Source organism: Acinetobacter sp. CWB-B33 (assembly GCF_039655955.1).
Taxonomy (GTDB): Bacteria; Pseudomonadota; Gammaproteobacteria; order Pseudomonadales; family Moraxellaceae; genus Acinetobacter; species Acinetobacter bouvetii.
The window spans coordinates 25,655-44,809 of sequence record NZ_JAGFEU010000004.1 but is presented as its reverse complement, the minus strand read 5'-3'; the positions used below and the strand labels follow the sequence as shown (position 1 = coordinate 44,809).

At 47.7% G+C, this 19,155-nt stretch carries 21 protein-coding genes; 8 read left to right on the top strand and 13 right to left on the bottom strand.

All coding sequences use genetic code 11. The features are described 5' to 3' along the window. Window positions 1-97: 97 nt before the first annotated feature. Together lptG and lptF are read right to left on the bottom strand one after the other, a co-directional pair. Window positions 98-1,168 carry an LPS export ABC transporter permease LptG gene (gene lptG / locus JZ784_RS12335; protein ID WP_346315071.1) on the bottom strand — a complete coding sequence of 357 codons (1,071 nt, stop codon included), beginning with the start codon at window positions 1,166-1,168 and terminating at the stop codon, window positions 98-100. 2 nt (window positions 1,169-1,170) lie between these two features. Continuing rightward, window positions 1,171-2,271 carry an LPS export ABC transporter permease LptF gene (gene lptF, locus JZ784_RS12330; protein WP_005013411.1) on the bottom strand — a complete coding sequence of 367 codons (1,101 nt, stop codon included), beginning with the start codon at window positions 2,269-2,271 and terminating at the stop codon, window positions 1,171-1,173. Between the two features lie 159 nt (window positions 2,272-2,430). On the opposite strand from lptF, the gene JZ784_RS12325 reads away from it, so the two are divergent. The 4 genes from JZ784_RS12325 to JZ784_RS12310 all read left to right on the top strand — a co-directional run bounded on the left by JZ784_RS12325 (window position 2,431) and on the right by JZ784_RS12310 (window position 5,296). Next, on the top strand, window positions 2,431-3,879 hold the full coding sequence (locus JZ784_RS12325; RefSeq protein WP_005013413.1) for a leucyl aminopeptidase: 1,449 nt from the start codon (window positions 2,431-2,433) through the stop codon (window positions 3,877-3,879). After that, entirely contained in the window at window positions 3,872-4,279 is a 408-nt protein-coding gene (locus tag JZ784_RS12320) for a DNA polymerase III subunit chi (protein ID WP_346315070.1), read from the top strand. Before JZ784_RS12325 ends, JZ784_RS12320 begins: the two co-directional genes overlap by 8 nt. Before the next feature lie 35 nt (window positions 4,280-4,314). Continuing rightward, window positions 4,315-4,944 carry a hypothetical protein gene (locus JZ784_RS12315; RefSeq protein WP_130144071.1) on the top strand — a complete coding sequence of 210 codons (630 nt, stop codon included), beginning with the start codon at window positions 4,315-4,317 and terminating at the stop codon, window positions 4,942-4,944. Window positions 4,945-5,077: 133 nt separating this feature from the next. Continuing rightward, window positions 5,078-5,296: a hypothetical protein gene (locus JZ784_RS12310; RefSeq protein ID WP_130144072.1), complete on the top strand. Its 219-nt coding sequence runs from the start codon at window positions 5,078-5,080 to the stop codon at window positions 5,294-5,296. Window positions 5,297-5,362: 66 nt separating this feature from the next. On the opposite strand, the gene JZ784_RS12305 is transcribed toward JZ784_RS12310, so the two are convergent. The 7 genes from JZ784_RS12305 to glnK form a co-directional block, all read right to left on the bottom strand. Continuing rightward, complete coding sequence (locus tag JZ784_RS12305; protein ID WP_005013422.1) at window positions 5,363-5,908, bottom strand: VTT domain-containing protein; 546 nt, start codon at window positions 5,906-5,908, stop codon at window positions 5,363-5,365. Between the two features lie 121 nt (window positions 5,909-6,029). Further along, a complete protein-coding gene (locus JZ784_RS12300) occupies window positions 6,030-6,689 on the bottom strand; it encodes a riboflavin synthase (protein WP_346315069.1) in 660 nt (219 codons plus the stop codon). A gap of 24 nt (window positions 6,690-6,713) precedes the next feature. Next, the gene (locus JZ784_RS12295) at window positions 6,714-8,006 is read right to left on the bottom strand and encodes a DNA adenine methylase (protein WP_346315068.1); all 1,293 of its coding nucleotides are present in this window, start codon (window positions 8,004-8,006) and stop codon (window positions 6,714-6,716) included. Continuing rightward, window positions 8,003-9,091, bottom strand: a complete 1,089-nt coding sequence (gene ribD / locus JZ784_RS12290) for a bifunctional diaminohydroxyphosphoribosylaminopyrimidine deaminase/5-amino-6-(5-phosphoribosylamino)uracil reductase RibD (protein WP_346315067.1) — start codon at window positions 9,089-9,091, stop codon at window positions 8,003-8,005. Before ribD ends, JZ784_RS12295 begins: the two co-directional genes overlap by 4 nt. 23 nt (window positions 9,092-9,114) lie before the next feature. Then, on the bottom strand, window positions 9,115-9,573 hold the full coding sequence (nrdR, locus tag JZ784_RS12285; RefSeq protein WP_005013430.1) for a transcriptional regulator NrdR: 459 nt from the start codon (window positions 9,571-9,573) through the stop codon (window positions 9,115-9,117). A 152-nt stretch (window positions 9,574-9,725) separates the two neighbouring features. Continuing rightward, complete coding sequence (locus JZ784_RS12280; RefSeq protein ID WP_346315066.1) at window positions 9,726-11,120, bottom strand: ammonium transporter; 1,395 nt, start codon at window positions 11,118-11,120, stop codon at window positions 9,726-9,728. Window positions 11,121-11,180: 60 nt separating this feature from the next. Beyond that, the gene (glnK, locus tag JZ784_RS12275) at window positions 11,181-11,519 is read right to left on the bottom strand and encodes a P-II family nitrogen regulator (protein WP_004650081.1); all 339 of its coding nucleotides are present in this window, start codon (window positions 11,517-11,519) and stop codon (window positions 11,181-11,183) included. Window positions 11,520-11,796: 277 nt separating this feature from the next. On the opposite strand from glnK, the gene JZ784_RS12270 reads away from it, so the two are divergent. Further along, complete coding sequence (locus JZ784_RS12270; protein ID WP_005013434.1) at window positions 11,797-12,024, top strand: accessory factor UbiK family protein; 228 nt, start codon at window positions 11,797-11,799, stop codon at window positions 12,022-12,024. A gap of 66 nt (window positions 12,025-12,090) precedes the next feature. After that, entirely contained in the window at window positions 12,091-13,578 is a 1,488-nt protein-coding gene (locus JZ784_RS12265; protein WP_346315065.1) for a YifB family Mg chelatase-like AAA ATPase, read from the top strand. Window positions 13,579-13,668: 90 nt separating this feature from the next. Here the strand turns inward: JZ784_RS12265 and JZ784_RS12260 are convergent, their stop codons facing one another. Both JZ784_RS12260 and JZ784_RS12255 read right to left on the bottom strand, forming a co-directional pair. Beyond that, window positions 13,669-14,433, bottom strand: a complete 765-nt coding sequence (locus JZ784_RS12260) for a TorF family putative porin (RefSeq protein WP_005013438.1) — start codon at window positions 14,431-14,433, stop codon at window positions 13,669-13,671. Window positions 14,434-14,800: 367 nt separating this feature from the next. Beyond that, window positions 14,801-15,568 carry a TorF family putative porin gene (locus JZ784_RS12255; RefSeq protein ID WP_346315064.1) on the bottom strand — a complete coding sequence of 256 codons (768 nt, stop codon included), beginning with the start codon at window positions 15,566-15,568 and terminating at the stop codon, window positions 14,801-14,803. A 589-nt stretch (window positions 15,569-16,157) separates the two neighbouring features. Between JZ784_RS12255 and JZ784_RS12250 the strand changes: the two genes are divergently transcribed. Further along, a complete protein-coding gene (locus tag JZ784_RS12250; RefSeq protein ID WP_346315063.1) occupies window positions 16,158-17,480 on the top strand; it encodes an OprD family outer membrane porin in 1,323 nt (440 codons plus the stop codon). Window positions 17,481-17,576: 96 nt separating this feature from the next. On the opposite strand, the gene ppa is transcribed toward JZ784_RS12250, so the two are convergent. Then, on the bottom strand, window positions 17,577-18,113 hold the full coding sequence (gene ppa, locus JZ784_RS12245) for an inorganic diphosphatase (RefSeq protein ID WP_005013444.1): 537 nt from the start codon (window positions 18,111-18,113) through the stop codon (window positions 17,577-17,579). Window positions 18,114-18,229: 116 nt separating this feature from the next. Continuing rightward, window positions 18,230-18,628: an MAPEG family protein gene (locus JZ784_RS12240; RefSeq protein WP_346315062.1), complete on the bottom strand. Its 399-nt coding sequence runs from the start codon at window positions 18,626-18,628 to the stop codon at window positions 18,230-18,232. 103 nt (window positions 18,629-18,731) lie between these two features. On the opposite strand from JZ784_RS12240, the gene JZ784_RS12235 reads away from it, so the two are divergent. Next, window positions 18,732-19,112 (top strand): hypothetical protein, encoded by a 381-nt coding sequence (locus JZ784_RS12235; protein ID WP_346315061.1) that lies wholly within the window; start codon window positions 18,732-18,734, stop codon window positions 19,110-19,112. Window positions 19,113-19,155 lie beyond the last annotated feature (43 nt).

The window sequence follows — 19,155 nt, the reverse complement described above, 5'->3', positions numbered from 1 at the left end:
ATTAATCACGCTATCTTACCGAATTTTCGGTCAAGACTCTATGATCCCGGCACGGTTAATCCTGTTCAGGAACATAGCTTTCCCCGATACTGACCGCTTATCTTGCGCGGTGCAGCAGGTAGCCGCCAGCTGCAAAAATCAGCGCAATCGGCACAAAAACAAACCATGCAGGCGACGGCGAATAAACCAAACTGGCATAGCCGAGGAAATCCTGCAGATAGAAAAAGCCCAAACCGATGAACAAGGCAATCACCAAGCGGAAGCCCATCGACTGCTGGCGCAGCGGCCCGAAAATAAAGGAACAGGCGATCACCACCAAGGCGATCAGCGCCAGCGGCGAAGCGGCTTTTTGCCAAAATGCCAATTGATAGGTTTTAGGCACTTGGCTGTATTCATTCAAATAGCTCATGAAGCTGACCAGCTGGCTTGGCGACAAATCTTCAGGATCCAGCGTCACCATATGCACATATTTCGGCTGCAGCGCCAAAGACAATGGCAGTTTCGCGCTTTGTTCAAGCACGGCATCGCCGGTTTTCAAAATATCCATTTGCTTGGCATTCTGCAATGTCCAGCTGCCGTCTTTGACAAATTGCCCCAGCTCCGCTTCCAGCGTGCCGCGCAGCCGGTAACTGTCATCGAAATCCACCACTTGGACATTTTTTAATTGGCCTTGCGAATTGGCATAGTCGATATAGATAAAGCGCTGCCCTTCACGCGACCAGTAGCCTTTGACCTCACCCAATTCAGCGGCAGTCCGGTGGCTTTTGATGCTTTCTGATTTCTCATTGGTATAGGGAACCACCCATTCGCTCAAAGCGAAGGATAAAATCACCAAAATGAGTGCAGAACGCATAACCCAGCCGACGATGCGCCACAGGCTGATTCCGACAGAGCGCATCACAATCAATTCACTGTTCGACGCCAGCGTGCCCAGCCCCAGCACAGCGCCGATCAGCGCCGAAATGGGTAAAATTTCATACAGCGCATGCGGTGCGCCCCACAGCACATACAGGAATGCATCCCATGCGCCATAACCGTCTTTTAGAGAGCCTAGCTCTCCCAAATAGGTAAACAGCACCTGCAGGCTGGACAAGACCGCAGTTGCACCCAGCATAGCGAGTGCAGTGGTTTGGGTCACATGTTTGGCAATAATACGGCGCGCTAACATTGTTAAGACCTCACTCGCTGAATTTGCTTCTTAATTTTCGGCGCGAGTTTTTGCTTGCGCGAGAACAGCGCTGCCGCAACGGCATACGCCAATAAAATCACCGGATAGATCCAGATATCCATCTCACCTTTGGAAATTCGGGTTTTGACGGCCATTAAAGCCACAATCAAGCTGGCGAAAATCAATAACGCCGGAAACAGCTTTAAGTAGCGGCCCTGGCGCGGACTGACTTCAGACAAGGCAACGGACAGCATCAGCGCCACCACAATAGAAAATGGCACAAAAATGCGCCAGCCCAGCTCGCTGGCAACCACAGGGTCCTGACGGTTCTTCCATAATTTTGAGGTTGGCAGCGCTTCTACTTCCGCGCTTTCAAACTTGGCTTCAGCATCATTTTCCAAACGCAGGCGGTAGCTTTGAAATTCAGCCTGCGAATAGCGGGCTTTGCCGGGATAAATTTCGTAACGGCGGCCTTCAGTCAAGTCCACTACACTGGCGGCATCATTTTGCATTTCAACACGGGTGGCTTCCTTGGCCAAAATAATCACATCCGGCTTGCCTTCTTTTTCCGCCCGCTGATAAAAGAAAATATCTTTTAAGTTTCTGCGGTCATCCGATAAATCACCGGCATAAATGGTATACGGGCCTGAGGAAATAAACTCCTTTGGCCGCACCAAGTCAAAGCCCGTGCGCACGGCCTGGCTGGTGGTCAGCGCTTCAAACTGGCGCAGCCCCCATGGCGATGCCCACATCATTAAAAAAGACTGTATTGCTAAGAAAATGACTGTCATAGGAATCAGCAGGCGCGCCAGCTGATGGCGGCTGATCCCGCTGCCGTTCATCACCGCCATTTCATGGTCGACATACATGCGGCCAAACACCAGCATCAGGCCAATAAAAAATCCCAGCGGAAAAATTAACGTTAAAAACTCCGGCAGGCGGTAGCCAATGATGCTGAACAGAATGCTTGCATCTAAACGGCCTTGCGCCGCCACGCCAAAGTACTTGATCAGCCGGCCACCCATCATGATCAAGGTCAATAAGGCAATCACAACCAAAGATGTCGAAACAACTTGCTTGACCAGATAACGCCGAATAATCAAATTAATTCTTCCAAAAAGATAAGCGGATAAAACTAGCCCTAGTTTACCCGAATGCTGAAAATAAAAAACCTTTCCCTATGTTGCGCATTGAAACTCTGTTCAGGAAAATGTTTCAATGGTTTAATGGTTTGCAAATTTAAAAAGGCACGAATACCGTCTATGAAACTAACGATTAATACGTCATTCCAAGCGAATGCGTCTAGCCAGTCTTTGTTGATATTAGTAGATTCTGAACACGTTCAAAATGCTGCCGACTCATATCAAATCAATGATTTAAATAAAATAATGGAAGCCGTTCAATATAAAGCGGGCTTCAATGAAACTTTAGCGCTAATCGGTTCAGTCAAAGCCTGCCTCAGCACGGCCCTGATCGGAATTGGCAAAGCGGCAGAACTGCAGCCGGCAAAATTAGCGAAAATTGCACAAACAATTATCAAATCTTCACAAAAAAAATTCCAGCACATCAGCATTGATATTTCAGCGCTTCCGCAAGAATTGCATTATTTATTCGCATTAAGCCTGACGCAGGCCGCTTATGCTTTTGATGAGTACAAATCGAAAAAGAATGAAGGCACCCTTGAGCAGATTCATTTGATTGCTGCGCAAACAGCGCTGACAGAACAGCAGTTAGCCCTGATTGCGGCGATTCAGAATGGCCAGAACTTTACCCGCGACTTGGGCAACCGCCCGGGCAATATCTGTTTCCCTGAATATTTGGCCGAACAGGCGCAGGCTTTGGCGGCGGAATTCCCAGACCTGCTGAAAGTGACTGTGCTGAACGAACAGCAGATGGCTGATTTAGGCATGGGCGCATTCCTTGCCGTCAGCAAGGGGTCAGACCGCCCGGGGCGCATCATTACCCTTGAATATCAAGCCAGCCGTCCAGAAGCGCCTGTTGTCTTAGTCGGCAAAGGCGTGACGTTTGATACCGGCGGCATCTCATTGAAACCTGGCGCCGGCATGGATGAAATGAAATTCGACATGTGCGGCTCAGCTTCTGTACTGGGCACGATCCGCGCATTATGTGAATCTGGGCTGCCGATTCATGTGGTTGGCGCAATCGCTGCTGCGGAAAATATGCCGTCTGGCCATGCAACCCGCCCGGGCGATATTGTGACCACCATGAGCGGTCAAACCGTTGAAATTCTGAATACCGATGCTGAAGGCCGTTTGGTGCTGTGCGATACCTTAACCTATATCAAGCGTTTCAACCCTGCCCTGGTTATTGATATTGCAACCTTGACTGGCGCCTGTGTTGTGGCATTAGGTTCAGTGCTCACCGGCATGTTCACACCGGATGATGAACTGGCGGCGGAAATTTCAGCAGCCGGTCAAACCTCATTTGACCGTGTATGGCGCATGCCGGTCATTGACGACTATCAAGAGCAGCTGGATTCGCCTTTTGCCGACATTGCCAACATTGGCGGGCCTAAAGCAGGCGCAGTAACTGCAGCCTGTTTCCTGCAGCGCTTCACACAGGACTACCGCTGGGCGCATTTGGATATTGCAGGCACAGCATGGAATTCAGGCGCCAATAAAGGCGCAACTGGGCGTCCAGTACCTTTACTGATGCAATTCCTGATCAACCGTACTCAAGCCAATGGCTAAAGTCAGCTTTTATCTGTTTGAAAAAAGCCCTGAACGGCAAGTCGAAAGCGCTTGCCGTTTATGCCGTAAGATTCTGCGTCAATCCGCGCGGATTTGGCTGTTCAGCCAAGATGCAGAATTGCGGCAGCAGCTGGATGAACGCCTGTGGAGCTTTGATGCGGCAGGCTTCATTCCGCACGGCATCAATCAGCAGGATGCGCCAGTATGCATTTCAGAGCATCTGCCTGAACAGCAGGATTGGATTGTGTTTAATTTTAACGATCAAGCACTTGAACAATATGTAAATTTTAGTCACATTATTGAAATTATTGAAAACAATGAGTCGGCTAAAATTGTAGGCCGTGAGAAATTCAAAAAATACCGCCACTTAGGGGTTGAACCGCAGACGTTCAAGCTTTAACTGGTGTTCAATTATCAATTTGAGGAGATGCTGCAGTGGCATTAAATGTTGGTCCAGATTTTAAACAGCGCTGGTTAAATGTGCCTGAAGCTGTGCGTCAGACCTTTATTGATGACCTTGGACGCATCTGTGATGTACTCCAGCCCGACAGCAATGTCCAGCAATGGCTGGAGCATGATCAAAAAAGGCAAGCTCTGTCCTTTGAACGCATTGAAACAGCATATGCGGAACGCAAAGCGCAGCTGATTGAAGAAGCGCGCATCCGCAAACAGCAGGCACTGGAACGTTCGCTGGAAAAAAAGCGCGCCGAACAGCAGGCCTATGCGGAACGGCTGCAACAGGATGAACTGCGCCAATTTGCAGCACAGGCGCAAACTTTAGCGCTCATCCGCCAAACAATCGACCGCGATACTCAGACGTATACCTCGCGGTATCATAAAAACCCTGAAAGCGCGCCTTTCAATTTTGCCAAAGGCCTGTCGGTTTCTGATCAAGAAATGCTGTCCGAACTGGAAAGTGTGCGGCTGCGCTTAGAATTGGAAGCCGAAACGCAAATTGAGCAGGCTGTTGCCGCTTTCCGGGCCAAACTGCAGGCGGCGGCGCAGGAAGAAATTGAATATATTTTGAAAAACTCTAATTTTTCAAATGAAATTCCAAAAAGTTAATATTAATTATCATATCAATAACTTTATGTCATTAAATTGACATATTTTTGCAGCACGATGTTCATGCACTCAGCAGAATCTTCTTCTGCATGCCTTTAATCAGCGGACGCACCGCTTTGATCAGGACAGGTAAATGGACATTTTGAACCGCATTTCCAGAACAATTGAAGCTCTCCCTGCCGGAGGGCAATGGACTGTCACCGCACAGGAGCTCTGGATGAGCCGCAGCGATTTTCAATCCATTTCAGCATTTTTAACGCTTGAAGCTCGAAAAGGCCATTTCAGCCTTGCAGCAGCGGATGAACCCTCCATGCGCTTAGGCAGCACGGCCCTTCTTGTGACCAAGCATTAACCAACAGTTTGTTTGATACAGCCCGCTTCTTCGGGCTTTATTGAGTTATATCAACCCGTGTTGATTTTAAAATGAATCTGCAACCGCATTGACCGTATGGCCCAATCCATAGCCGACCCCCAGCAGCAAGCCCAGCCAGAACAAGCTGCCCACCACATTATAAAACGTAAAAACAGCGAAATTCATGCGCGCAGACCCTGCGGCAAAAGGCGCGAAAGAGCGGACAAAAGGGACAAAACGCGCCATTAAAATGGTCTTTCCGCCATGCTTCATAAAATAAGCATTGGTTTTAACCATATATGCGGGCTTGAAATAACGCGAATGCTGATTGAAAAATTTCAGCCCCAGCACACTGCCGGTATAGTAATTAACGGTATAGCCCAGCACTGAAGCAATAAACAGCAGGCTGAACATATAATGCAGATGCACCGCGTCTGTAGTAGAACATAAGGCGCCAATCGCCAGCAGCAGGCTGTCTCCCGGCAAGAAGAACATGAAGACCGAACCCGTTTCTGCAAAAATCACCAGAAACAAAATGGCGTAAATCCATACACCGTATTGGTCCAGCAGCATTGGCAGCCATTGTTCAATATTCATTAAAAAATCAATCATCTACACCTGTCCAAGCGATGTTTCAAGCCATTCCGGTCAACATTATGACCCAAAAATACAGCTAAAAACAAAAAAACAGTCTAATTTTTCAACCAGACTGTTTTTATTTTCAGTATTCAGCTTATTTCATGAAGCCATTTTCCGCAAGAAATTCCATGCTGATTCTGGACTGCTGCGGCGCTTGCGCGGCTTTATCCCCCAGCAATAAGCGTTCGATATAGCGCGCTAAAACATCGACTTCTAAATTCACTTTTACCCCCGCTTTCCAAGTGCCGATGTTGGTGCGTTCGGCTGTATGCGGGATCAAATTCAGGCTCAAAATGTTGCCGCGCAGGTGATTGATGGTCAAACTGACGCCATCAACGGTAATCGAGCCTTTCTCAGCAAGATATTTGGCAATTTCTGCCGGCGCAGCCACTTCAAAATAAAGAGAGCGCGCATCTTCACGCACCACGGTAATTTCACCGACCGCATCAACATGGCCGCTGACAATGTGGCCGCCAAAGCGGGTGGTCGGCAGCATGGCTTTTTCCACATTGACAGGATGCCCAGCTTTCCATGTAGCTAAAGTCGTACGGTTCAGGCTTTCACGGGAAACGTCTGCAACATACCAGTTTTCGCCCCAGTCAATCACCGTCAGACAGATGCCGTTGGTCGCAATGGAGTCGCCCAAATGCACATCAGACATATCCAGATCGGTTTCTATGCGTAGGCGCACATCGCCGCCTACATTTTGCACACTGGCAACTTTGCCTAAACTTTCAATAATGCCTGTAAACATAGCGTACTCAATTTTTTAAATGGGTTACCACAAGTCCAGCTGAGTGCTGACACCGGAAGTGTCAACACCGCCCAGCTCTGCAAAATGATGCAGCTGGCCGAGCAGCTGGCGGATCGGCGGGCCTGATTTAGCATGGGTATCGGTAATCACAATAAATTCCAATACCCGAGCGCGTTCAGACTGGCGCTGCTTGCTGACGCGGTAGCGCGGCACATCTTGCGTTAACAAAGTCACACGTCCGCGCTTTAAGTTGGCCTGCAGCAGATCAGCCGCTCCAATATTGCCGTCTGTAGAATAACTGGTCAGAATAAAGCGCGCATTAATTGTTTCCAATAATTTTTCATAGGCTTCTTTGGCATGCTTAGAAGAGTTGTAAGGACTCGGACGCTCTTTGCGCCATGCGCGGTCAATCCCGCTCTTGAAGCCTTTGGTATCCGGCGTCGGCAAGTCCACCTGATCCCACAATGTCAGCGCATTCAGCACATGATAGTTGCTGCTGTATGCATGCTGGTTATACGGCGGATCAAGATATGCTACATCCACTTCAAAACTGCTCATTTGGCTGGCCAAATGCTGCGCATCGACACACCACATTTCCGCAGCAGGGCGTTTTGGATCGCCAATTTCACAAAAACGGCTCGGCGTCAGCCACAGCAGCGATTCAATCCGCTCCAGCGCAGTTTGAGTTTTGCCGCCCCAGCCGTGGTGAAAACTTTTAAATACCCCGCTGGTATTGCTGACAAAGCTTGCTGAATACAGCAGCGGCGCCAGCAAAGCGCTCATTTCCACATCATCAATCGCGCCCTGCGCCTGCCATGCGGCAATTTGCTGGCGGATGGCATCTATACGCATGCCGTTGCGGCGTTTAAAGAACAGGCGGTCGCGCGCCGGATCATAAATTTCATCATTGCGCGGACACAGATTATGCGTTACCCAGCCCTTCACTTCAGGCAAGCGGTTCAAATAATCAATGGCTTTTTGATAGCCGCCCAGCTCTTTAAACGCAGGCGCATCGACACAGGATAAAATCGCGCTGTTTAAGGCGTGGCTATACGGCTCCCAGTCATTGGCAATGACACGGTAGCCATTTTGACGGGCAAGGCGCGATACGACCCCAGAACCGGCAAAAAAGTCGGCAAATATCGGCGCCCGGCCATCTTCACGGTTCAGCGTTCCCGTACTTTCCAGCGCTTCTAAAATCAGATGCAGCAAGCGGCGCTTGTTGCCTAAATAAGGAACCAGCTGATGGAAAAGATATTCATCGGTAGTGCGTGCCGCGTGACGGCGTTTGTGATAAACCGCAGACTCTGAGTTCATAGTGTCTCTTGTGAAGGAATAAGCATTAAGCGGATGTCGTTACCCACTTGGGCAATATCCACCAGCTTAAAGCGGAGCTGCTCTGCCATGCGGTCAAATTCCGCATTGAACATCGCGCGTGCTGAACGGCCTAAAAATACCGGCGCAACATAGCTGATCAGTTCATCAACTAATTTTTCCTGCAAAAATGCAGTCGATAGCGTCGCTCCGGCTTCCACCAGCACATCATATATCTGGTACTGCTGGGATAAGCTCTGCAGCAGTGTGTTTAAAGGCTGCACGCTTAATTGCGTGACGCCTAAATCTGCCAGTTCCTGACGGAATGGCCCCATAACCATCAGCATTTCAGGCTGCATCAGTATTTTAGCATTCAAAGGCAGACGCCCCTGACGGTCTAAGACCAGCCGTTTCGGCTGCACAACGCCGCTTAAGTCTTCAGTGTCTTTAAGCTGGCGCACATTCAGCTGGCAGTCATCCGCCAATACCGTTTCAATGCCGGTAATCACGACACCGGAAATGGCGCGCCAATGCTGCACATCCAAACGCGCTTCAGCACCCGTAATCCATTTGGATTCACCGGATGCCATGGCCGTACGGCCGTCTAAACTGGAGGCGATTTTCAAGCGGACATACGGCATTCCCGTCGCAATGGCTTTTAAAAAGCCTCTGTTTTGCGCCGCGGCCTGCGCTTCACCAATGCCCTGCACGACTTCAATGCCGGCATCTTTTAAAATCTGTACGCCTTTGCCTGCGACCAATGGGTTGGGGTCTGCACAGGCAATGACGACCCGCACAATCCCCGCTTCCACCAGCCCTTTAGCGCATGGCGGAGTGCGTCCATAATGCGCGCACGGCTCTAGAGTCACATAGGCAGTTGCGCCGCGGGCTTGCTCTCCCGCTTGCCTGAGGGCAAAAACTTCGGCATGCGACCCGCCCACAGGGGCTGTTGCGCCGCGCCCAATGATTTGATTATTTTTGACAATTACGCAGCCGACTGCAGGGTTTGGCCGTGTCCGGTAAACAGCCGAAGCTGCTTCCGTCAATGCAAATTGCATCCAGTCCTGATCAGACTTGGTTTCAGACATGTTGATATCTCATTTGAATTTGCTTACTGGCCACGATGCTGCATTTGCTCAATTTGGCGGCGGAACGCTTCGACATCCTGAAAGTCCTGATACACCGAAGCAAAACGCACATAGGCCACATGATCCAGCGCAAACAGTGACTGCATGACAATTTCCCCAATGGTCAATGAACGCACATCACGCTCGCCCAAACGGCGAATCTGCAATTGAATATCGCTCAGCACTGTTTCAATCTGTTCTTGCGTAACGGGACGCTTCTGCAGCGCGTGCATCAGCGAGCGGCGCAGTTTAGCTTCATCAAAAGGCTCACTCTTGCCGTCTGACTTGATCACGCGGGGCATCACGACTTCGTAGCTTTCAAAAGTCGTAAACCGCTCGCCGCAGCACACGCATTCACGGCGCCGGCGAATTTGACAGCCTTCAGCCGCCAAACGCGAGTCGATTACTTTACTGTCTGCAGCGTTGCAAAATGGACAATGCATAGCGGTTTAATTGAACAAATCCTGATGGATTTAAAGTGTAGCAAAAATTATGAGTTTTGTAGAGCATTACGCAATATATGGAAAAAAAACAGCCCTTTCGGGCTGTTTTACACAATATATTGATATTTTATATAAATTGTTGCGCTGAATTATTATTCTACACGTTCACCGTGCTGGCTCAAGTCCAAGCCCATGCGTTCATCATCAGATTCAACACGGATGCCAATGGCCAGATCAATCACTTTCAGGATGATGAATGTCAAGACTGCAGAGTAAGCAATTGTTGCCAGCACTCCTTCAACTTGCACCCATAATTGATGCATTACGTCTGTTGGCGCTTTGTCACCCATAATGAACGGGCTGGCAAAGAATGCGGTTAAGATTGCGCCCACGATACCGCCGACGCCATGCAGGCCAAAAGCGTCCAAAGAGTCATCGGCTTTCAATGCGCGTTTCAGTGCAGTAATGCCCCAGAAGCAGACAACGCCGCCGATTAAGCCCATCGCCATTGCGCCGCCCACCGTCACAAAACCGGCTGCCGGAGTAATCACCACCAAGCCAGCTACCGCGCCAGACGCGCCGCCCAATACTGATGATTTGCCGCGCACCACTTTTTCAGTAATCAGCCATGCTACCGCAGCCGCAGCCGCCGCTACTTGAGTCGCCACAAGCGCATAACCAGCAGAACCATTTGCCCCCAAAGCGGATCCGCCGTTGAAACCAAACCAGCCGACCCATACCAGGCTTGCACCGATAACTGTTAAAGCCAGATTGTGCGGCGCCATCGATTCGCGGCCCAAGCCCATACGCTTGCCCAGCATATACGCAGCCACTAAGCCTGCAACACCCGAGTTGATATGCACCACGGTACCGCCTGCAAAGTCCAGCGCGCCATCACTGCCTAACCAGCCGCCGCCCCACACCCAATGCGTGATTGGCGCGTAGACAACAATGGACCAAACGGTGATGAAAGCCACAAAAGCGCCAAATTTCATCCTTTCTGCAATAGAACCGGTAATGATGGCAACCGTAATAATGGCAAAGGTCATTTGGAAAATAACAAAGAGAATTTCAGGAATGGTTCCCGTCAGCGCAGCGGTCGTAATGCCGGACAGCATCAGTTTATCCAAACCGCCAATAAAGGCATTGCCTGAACCAAACGCCAGCGTATAGCCAATCACGACCCAAGTGATGCTGACGATAGCCGCAGCGACGAAGCTATGCGCCATGGTGCTGAGCACGTTTTTCTTGCGGACCATGCCGCCGTAGAACAGCGCCAAACCGGGAATCGTCATCAGCAGCACCAGCGCTGTTGAAACTAAAATCCAGGCGGTATCGCCTGTGTCCAGTTTTGGCCCTTCTTCTGCAGGTGCTGGCGCAGGCGCCGCTGCCGGAACTTCTGCAGCTGCAGGCGCAACTGCTGTTTCAGCTGCTGAAGCGGCTGCCGTTTCTGAAGAAGCAGGTGCTGTTACGGCCTCTTCAGCCCACGCAACAGAACCGCCTAAGAGTGCGCCAGACAGACTGAGCGCGAGTAGCATTTTTTTCATTCGTATCCCCCGACCTATTTTGTGAGTTATTAGGTACTCAGCAAACTTCGTGCCAATTTTTTAGACAGCGTCAGCACCAGTTTCACCAGTACGAATACGGATAACTTGTTCTAAATTGGTAACAAAGATTTTTCCGTCGCCAATTTTTCCTGTGCTTGCAACACGTGTAATAGATTCGATCACTGAATCCACCATTTCATCGCTGATTGCGATTTCAATTTTTACTTTAGGCAAGAAATCAACAACATATTCCGCGCCGCGGTATAGTTCTGTATGACCTTTTTGACGGCCAAATCCTTTCACTTCAGTGACAGTGATCCCTTGAACACCAATTTCAGACAGCGCTTCACGCACATCATCTAATTTAAAGGGTTTTACAATTGCAGTTACGAGCTTCATGTGTGGTTTCCTTCGGCTTCTTTCACCAGTAAGGTTTTATGTTCAATTTTCATGCCAAAAGTTCCAAGGTCGGGGAAAATAGAAGCTTCCGGCATGAGTTTTATTTATAACCTATTTTAGGCTTCGAATGCTGCTTTAGACGCGAAAATTAGACATATTTATCATAAGAATGATCATATTACCCATCGGAAGCAGCCTTATTTTTAGTTCAAATACTATAGTCTGCAGCAAGGCAATGCTACACTGCCCGCTCATCTGCATCAGACGGAGATCAAAAATGTTTGAAACTTTACTTCAAGCCATTATGGAACAGCTGGATCAGCCCAAAAAAGATCTGGAACATAATGTACGCGCACTGCTGAACGAAGCGGTCAGCAAGATGGATTTAGTGTCTAAGGAAGAAATTGAACGTCAGCGCACCGCTTTGGATAATGCAAATTTGCGTTTGAATGAGCTGCTGAAACAAGTGGAATCACTCGAATTGAAAATACAGAACAAAAAATAAGCACTTTTTTAGTGCAGCATAAGACGCATAACGATTAAAAAAAATGCACTATAACGGAACAATAATATGTCTTTTGCCAAAATTTATAGCCGCGGGCTATTGGGCCTGCATGCCCCTTTAATAGAAGTTGAAGTCCATCTCAGCCAAGGCTTGCCCTCCTTAACCATTGTTGGACTGGCGGAAGCGGCTGTTCGGGAAAGTAAAGACCGGGTCAGATCAGCCATTATCAACAGCGGATTTCAATTTCCCACCAAACGCTTAACCATTAATTTGGCGCCTGCTGATTTGCCCAAAGATGGCTCACGCTTAGACCTCGCCATCGCTTTAGGCATTTTGATCGCATCTGGCCAATTGCCTGAAAACGCCGCAGAACAGCTGGAATTTATTGGCGAGCTGGCATTAGATGGCTATTTGCGCCCGACCACCGGCACTTTAAGCATCGCCATTGCCTGCCAGCAGGCGAAGCATCAGCTGATTTTGCCGGAGCAGAATGCGCAGGAAGCTTCTCAATTGCCTAATTTTGAAGTTTTTGCGGCCACCCATTTAAAAGATGTTTGCGATCATTTGAATCAAATCGCGCCTTTACTGCAATTTAATGCAGTGAAGCCGGCATCTTCCTCCAGCTATCAATTTGATTTGGCTGATGTCAAAGGCCAGCTGCGGCCGCGCCGCGCATTGGAAATTGCCGCAGCCGGCGGGCACTCACTGCTGTTCCGCGGCCCGCCCGGAACAGGAAAAACGCTGCTGGCTTCACGCTTATCCAGCATTCTGCCGCCATTGAATTTGCAGGAAAATCTGGAAGTCGCCAGCATCTATTCGATTGCCAGCGCAAAGCATGAATTTGGCCACCGTCCCTTCCGCGCACCGCATCATACGGCGTCCGCCATTGCCCTGGTAGGCGGCGGCTCCAACCCCAAACCCGGTGAAATCACCTTAGCGCATTTAGGCGTGCTGTTTTTAGATGAACTGCCGGAATTTGACCGGAAAGTGCTGGAAGTTTTACGCCAGCCGCTGGAATCCAGAGAAATTATTATCTCACGCGCATCGCGGCAGATTACGTTTCCAGCCAACTTTCAGCTGATTGCCGCCATGAACCCCTGCCCTTGCGGCTATGCATTCAATCAGGATGCCCGCTGCCAGTGTTCTCCAGATGCGATTAAGCGCTATCAGAACCGGATTTCGGGGCCTTTATTGGACAGAATTGATTTGCATATTGATGTCCCGCCGCTGCAGGCATCTGAACTGCAGGATAAACAGCCCACTGAAACCTCCGCCCAAGTGCGCGAACGGGTGTTAAAAGCCTATCAGCAGCAAATCGAACGGCAAAACTTCGCCAATATGGCGCTCAGTCCCAAACAGCTGGAACAGCATGTTGTTCTAGACAGCACAGCGCAGAACATGATGAATATGGCGCAGCAGCGCCTGAATCTGTCTGCCCGAGCCTACCACCGTGTACTGCGGGTGGCGCGTACCATTGCTGATTTGGCTTTAGAAGAGCGCATTCAAACACAGCATCTTTCAGAGGCCTTGTCCTACAGGGGGCAAGTGCCATAGTGCGGATGTGCAAAAGCCGCACAGCCCAGAGATAAGCATAAAAAAGCCCTGGATGCATCAGCATCCAGGGCTTTTTCAGCACATGCTAAATTAGAAAGTTTTGGTTAAAGTAAAAACTGCGCCTGTTTCCACAGCGCGTGAAGATGGCTCATAGATGCCATCCGTATCCATATTAGTGCCTATGGCTGCCAATTCAGCTGTTGCGCCTGGAATTGATTTAAAGCCGTAAGTCACACCGACTTTCCAGTCAATATAGTTATCATCGCCATTAAATCCATATTTGTTTTCATCATCTACAACGGTATAACCTAAGCCTGCCACTCCGCCAAAGCCTGATGAACCAAATGGAACTGAATAGCCTGCATTGATGTTCCAGCTGCTGGTATCCGCACCTGCGTAGTCATTGGTATAGTTAATGTTGGTTAACAGGCTGTCACCTGAGGCAAGAACCTCTTTAAATGTCAGCTTCCCATACAGTTCTGCCCAGTTTAAGTCGCTCGCGCTTGGGTAATTGTAATACACCACACCTACATCAAGTACTGGCTTGCTGCTGAAGCTTTCTAAAGTTTTCGCATAACCAATTGACGGGTCTAATTCTAAGCTTGGCGTGCCTGAACCAAAATTCACATTTGAGCCCCAAAGGCCAAAATACAAACCTGAAGAATGTCCTAATGTAAAACCGGCCTGTACCGCTGGGTCGTTTTGAGTTTGCGTCACACCGCGAAAACGGTAATCAGTGGTCACCGCAGCGCTGCCGCTAAAGGTTAAGCCAAATGGCATTGCTGGCGCATCTTCAGCAAATACAGCGCCTGATGCAGCAGTTAAAGCAGTCACAGCAAGTAATTTTTTTAACATTTTGGAATCCCCAGAAGATTTTTGAAACTCACTGAGAATTAGCAAACGCTGTGCCAACTTTTCAAAACAGCTGGATAAAAAATTCATGGCCGTTTTATAAGACACCAGTTCAAGAACTTACCCTCTTGTTTTTTAATTATTTAATTTTAAATCATGGCAATGCGTAAGCGCATGATTCTTTGGTGCACTGTAAAGCATCTTCACAATGCATGCTGAAAGCCATGCAAATAAGCAACTTGTAACCAATTATAAAAAATGCCTCTTTTTGAGTACATTTTTTCACCACACCATTCAAAAGTGCTTAAAAAAAGTGCATAAATTTGCATTTATACACTTTTAGAGGATCTATCCGGATTGCGGCATCAATTTAGAAGCTGTAATTCAATCCAATCAATGTCTGATCTTCCAGTGATTCACCCATGCGGTCCCGGCCGCCCCAGACATATTCCAGCACCGCTTCAGCGCCTGTCTTGCCCAAGGCCTTTGCTAAGCCAATACGCGCCTCGGAAAATACAGCATGTTCCGCCGTTTCAACAATGCCATCATCGCGGCAGTCATTATAGATAAACCCGCCAACAGAAGTTCTTAAGGCAAAATCCTGCGGCAATGCATGCTCATATGCCGCGCTTAAATAGATATCGCCGGCATTGCTGTAATTGACATCGGCCAGCATGACCGCCAGCCCCACGCTTAAGTTTTTATAATCCAGGTTATTCAGCAGCTCTACACCTGTGGTACGGCGCTTTTCACTGCCATCTTCACTATAAACCGCGCCGCCATTTTGGTAGACATAAGCGGTTAGCTGAGTTCTGTAGCTCCAGTCCTCATTCAGCGTACGGCCATAGCCCAGATAAAAATCATGCTCAAAACCCGAGTCTTTGCTTTCATCCGTTGCATCATAATCTAAGGTCGATCCCCAGTAGCCGGCAAATGCGCCGCTGCTATGCGCATATTCTAAGCCCGCCTGCAAAGCCGCATCATCATTTTCCACACCGCCGCGGTAAATATACTTGCTTAAAATGGACACGCTGCCGGTAAGCGCTGTGGACGCCTCTGCATTGTCTGCAGCGAACGCATGAAATGAAGTCAAAGCCAGCAATAGCGCCATTGCTGTCCGGTGTGAAAATGCAGGCATGATTCCCCTATATGCATATTTGCAAAATTGTTTTTCCCGAGGCCGGATTTTAATTATTTTTATAACTTTTGGTAAACTTATATTTCAGATATGATGAAACTTTAAGCTTGACCGCGCATCTATTGATTTTCACTTTCAGCAGATTCCGGACAGGAAAAATTCAAAATTTAGTTCAATTAATCAACAATATTGATATACTTTTCACGAGAATATTTTAAACACCAGTCAGCAGCTTCAGTTTTGCAGAACACCCTATTTTGAGCGCTCACACGGCAAAAAAAGCAATCTGTCAGCCACCGCTTTTAAGCGTTCTGAATTTTGCACTGCTGATACAGCTTCAAGAAAATCAAAGCTGCAACGTGAAATAGCCATTCCGCTTTAAAATAAATATATCTCTATGTTTTTAATTAAAATTAAAAAATAATCTTAGGAATATTTAGTTTTTGTTAGCAGATTTTTTTATACACTTTATCGAAAATATGCGTAACTTTAGTGTAATAAGAACAATAAAAATGATCTTTTTTTATAGAAAACTTATACAATCTATGAACTCTTTAACTATATATTTTCTGCATAAGGCTTTACCCCAATGCTCAAATCAAAACAGCTTACACTGGCGCTGCTTGTTAACGCGGCTTTAATTTCAACCGCATTTGCAAGCGAACAAAGCGAATCAAAAGGATTTGTAGAAGATGCCGAAGGATCGGTGCTTTTCCGCACAGGTTACATTAACCGTGATAAGAAAGCGCCTGGCGTAAAAGACCAAAGCTCTGCAGCTCAGTCTGCAATTTTTGATTTAGAGTCTGGCTATACCAAAGGCGTGATTGGCTTTGGTATAGGTGCCGTTGGCGATGCTTCATTCAAGCTGGGCGAAAACAAAAATGCCGGCAACAACATGATTCCCCGTGAAACATTAAATGGCAAGAAACAGGCCGGTGATACATATGACCACTGGGCACGCGGCGGCGCCAATGTGAAAGCGCGCATTTCAAATACTGAAGTGCGCTACGGTACACAAGTTCTAGACTTGCCTGTGCTTGCCAGCAATACTGGCCGCATGGTGCCTGAATATTTCGAAGGTGTTTTAGCGACAAGCCGCGAAATCAATGGCCTGGAATTGACTGCCGGTAAATTCACGAAAAACCAAATGTCTGAACAAATCAATACCGACGGCAACCACCTGGACAGCGCAGTCGTCTGGGGCGCAAAATATAAATTCAGCGATGCCCTGAATGCCTCATACTATGGCTTAGACAGTAAAAATAAATTAGACCGCCACTATGTAAATGCCAACTATAAGCAAGCTTTGGAAAACGGCAGCTCTTTGACATATGACTTCAGCGGCTACCACACTAAATTTGATAAAAATGCTGTAACTTATTCTGCGACGGGTGAATTAGCATCAAATTACACTGATACTGGCGTTGCCGGCGTAGAAAAAACCAATAATATTTGGGCGATCTCAGGCACTTATAATACTGGCGCGCACAACCTCATGCTGGCGTACCAGCAAAATACCGGTAATGTCGGCTATGATTATGGCCAAAATGCAGACGGTTTCCAAAGCATTTACTTGCCGAACTCATACCTGTCTGACTTTATCGGCAACCATGAAAAATCAGTGCAAGTACAGTACAACTTAGATTTCGGCAAATTAGGCGTTCCAGGCTTAAACTGGACAACCGCTTATGTTTATGGCTGGGATATTAATGTTGCCGGCACAGCAGACGAAGGTAAAGAAAACGAATTCTTTAACCAAGTCAAATATACGGTGCAAAGCGGTTTTGCCAAAGATGCCAGCCTGCGCCTGCGCAACTCAATCTACCGCGCAAACAGCGCATATGAAGGCGCTTATATTGGCGATACCAATGAATGGCGCATTTTCTTGGATATCCCTGTGAAATTATTCTAATTCACACGATATTCAAGCCAATAAAAAACCTGCACAATGTGCAGGTTTTTTATGGCTCAATTAAGTGAACTTAACAGAGCTATATTCCAAGTGGAATTATTTGTTTGCTTCTTTATACGCTTCGATAGAGCTGAGCACTTCCTGCTTAGCAACTTCAGAACCTTCCCAGCCGCTGAGTTTAACCCATTTGCCAGCTTCTAAATCTTTATAGTGAGCAAAGAAGTGCTCAACTTGCTTGATCAGCAATTCTGGAAGGTCTGTATATTCTTTGACATCTTTATAAAGCGGTGTCAATTTGTCATGCGGTACAGCGATTAATTTTGCATCTACGCCGCCGTCATCTTCCATGTTCAATTTGCCCACTGGACGGCAGCGGATGACAGAACCCGGCTCTACTGGATGCGGTGTAACAACCAGCACGTCTAGCGGGTCGCCATCCAGTGACAACGTGTTTGGCACATAACCGTAGTTCGCTGGGTAGAACATTGCTGTACCCATGAAACGGTCAACAAAAAGCGCATCAGAATCTTTGTCGATTTCGTATTTGATTGGCGCTGCATTTGCAGGAATTTCAATAATTACATAGATGTCATTTGGCGCATCTTTACCCGCTGGGATATTGCTGTAGCTCATAGCATTGCTCTTTAACAAGTTAAATCTTTTAAACCGCGTCAATTATAACGGTTTTTCGGTATTTTTTTTTGATTTTGCCTCTGTGCATTAAAATTTTCATCTAAATGCGATTGGGCTTAAACAATTTTAATAATAATCAGCAGCAGGCATACAGGACACAGCATGGACAGCGTCCAAATAATGGAACGCAAAGTTGCCCAATTGGCCAAATAGCAGATGCCGTAAATAATGCGCAGCACAATATAGGCGATCCCCAAGGTCATAATAAAGCTTTGCGGAATTACCATATATTCAGCCATCAGCACAGCGCCGATAAATAAAGGCAGGCTTTCAAAGCTGTTTTGCTGGACCGCATTGGCGCGAGCGCTAATGCCTGTGGCTTTAGCCAATGCTTCTCTTGGATTTTGATGGTCTTTTGCTGTCAGGCCTGACGCTTTTTTTGCAATAAAGGTAAAAACATAAGGGAGCAGACAAGCGCCCAAAATGAGATAAATGATCCCACTTATGCTTTGCATGTGTTTTTTCTCTTGATGAATTTATAAGTGCCATCATAGCATGGCAATTCGTCAATAAATTTTGTTAAATAGAGTGTTTTCTTTAATTGTGTATAGGTTGAATATGGTCAGTCCGGATCAAAAAGAAATGTTCGAGGTGCTGGAAAAGCAGCGCCAGAACCAGCTGCAGGTAGACCGCGTTTTAAAGATTGTAACCCCTGTTACAGCTTTTCTGCTGACTGTGATCTGCGCCAATATGAATGTTTGGTCGACCGTCTTTACCTTTATCATGCTTTGGACGGCATTTTACGCGGTATCCATTAAGCAATGGCCGTTATGGCATTGGGCTGTTGCCATTCTTGTGTATTGCATCATTGACAATGTGCTGAGCCACGGGACCTTTAAGCAAAGCCAATTCAGCCTGCAGTTTGGCGCCATGTTTATTTTTCTCGGCATTTTTGGCGTTGGACGCCGCTACTTTGACCGCTGGCTGATGAAAAAATAAAAGCGCAGCACTAAAAAAAGCGCCTGAAGGCGCTTTTTTTATG

Coding starts and splice junctions, on each gene's coding strand:
- lptG (WP_346315071.1), bottom strand. CDS start 1,168: ATGTTAGCGCGCCGTATTATTGCCAAACATGTGACCCAAACCACTGCA.
- JZ784_RS12325 (WP_005013413.1), top strand. CDS start 2,431: ATGAAACTAACGATTAATACGTCATTCCAAGCGAATGCGTCTAGCCAG.
- JZ784_RS12320 (WP_346315070.1), top strand. CDS start 3,872: ATGGCTAAAGTCAGCTTTTATCTGTTTGAAAAAAGCCCTGAACGGCAA.
- JZ784_RS12310 (WP_130144072.1), top strand. CDS start 5,078: ATGGACATTTTGAACCGCATTTCCAGAACAATTGAAGCTCTCCCTGCC.
- JZ784_RS12305 (WP_005013422.1), bottom strand. CDS start 5,908: ATGATTGATTTTTTAATGAATATTGAACAATGGCTGCCAATGCTGCTG.
- JZ784_RS12300 (WP_346315069.1), bottom strand. CDS start 6,689: ATGTTTACAGGCATTATTGAAAGTTTAGGCAAAGTTGCCAGTGTGCAA.
- JZ784_RS12295 (WP_346315068.1), bottom strand. CDS start 8,006: ATGAACTCAGAGTCTGCGGTTTATCACAAACGCCGTCACGCGGCACGC.
- ribD (WP_346315067.1), bottom strand. CDS start 9,091: ATGTCTGAAACCAAGTCTGATCAGGACTGGATGCAATTTGCATTGACG.
- nrdR (WP_005013430.1), bottom strand. CDS start 9,573: ATGCATTGTCCATTTTGCAACGCTGCAGACAGTAAAGTAATCGACTCG.
- JZ784_RS12280 (WP_346315066.1), bottom strand. CDS start 11,120: ATGAAAAAAATGCTACTCGCGCTCAGTCTGTCTGGCGCACTCTTAGGC.
- glnK (WP_004650081.1), bottom strand. CDS start 11,519: ATGAAGCTCGTAACTGCAATTGTAAAACCCTTTAAATTAGATGATGTG.
- JZ784_RS12270 (WP_005013434.1), top strand. CDS start 11,797: ATGTTTGAAACTTTACTTCAAGCCATTATGGAACAGCTGGATCAGCCC.
- JZ784_RS12265 (WP_346315065.1), top strand. CDS start 12,091: ATGTCTTTTGCCAAAATTTATAGCCGCGGGCTATTGGGCCTGCATGCC.
- JZ784_RS12260 (WP_005013438.1), bottom strand. CDS start 14,433: ATGTTAAAAAAATTACTTGCTGTGACTGCTTTAACTGCTGCATCAGGC.
- JZ784_RS12255 (WP_346315064.1), bottom strand. CDS start 15,568: ATGCCTGCATTTTCACACCGGACAGCAATGGCGCTATTGCTGGCTTTG.
- JZ784_RS12250 (WP_346315063.1), top strand. CDS start 16,158: ATGCTCAAATCAAAACAGCTTACACTGGCGCTGCTTGTTAACGCGGCT.
- ppa (WP_005013444.1), bottom strand. CDS start 18,113: ATGAGCTACAGCAATATCCCAGCGGGTAAAGATGCGCCAAATGACATC.
- JZ784_RS12240 (WP_346315062.1), bottom strand. CDS start 18,628: ATGCAAAGCATAAGTGGGATCATTTATCTCATTTTGGGCGCTTGTCTG.
- JZ784_RS12235 (WP_346315061.1), top strand. CDS start 18,732: ATGGTCAGTCCGGATCAAAAAGAAATGTTCGAGGTGCTGGAAAAGCAG.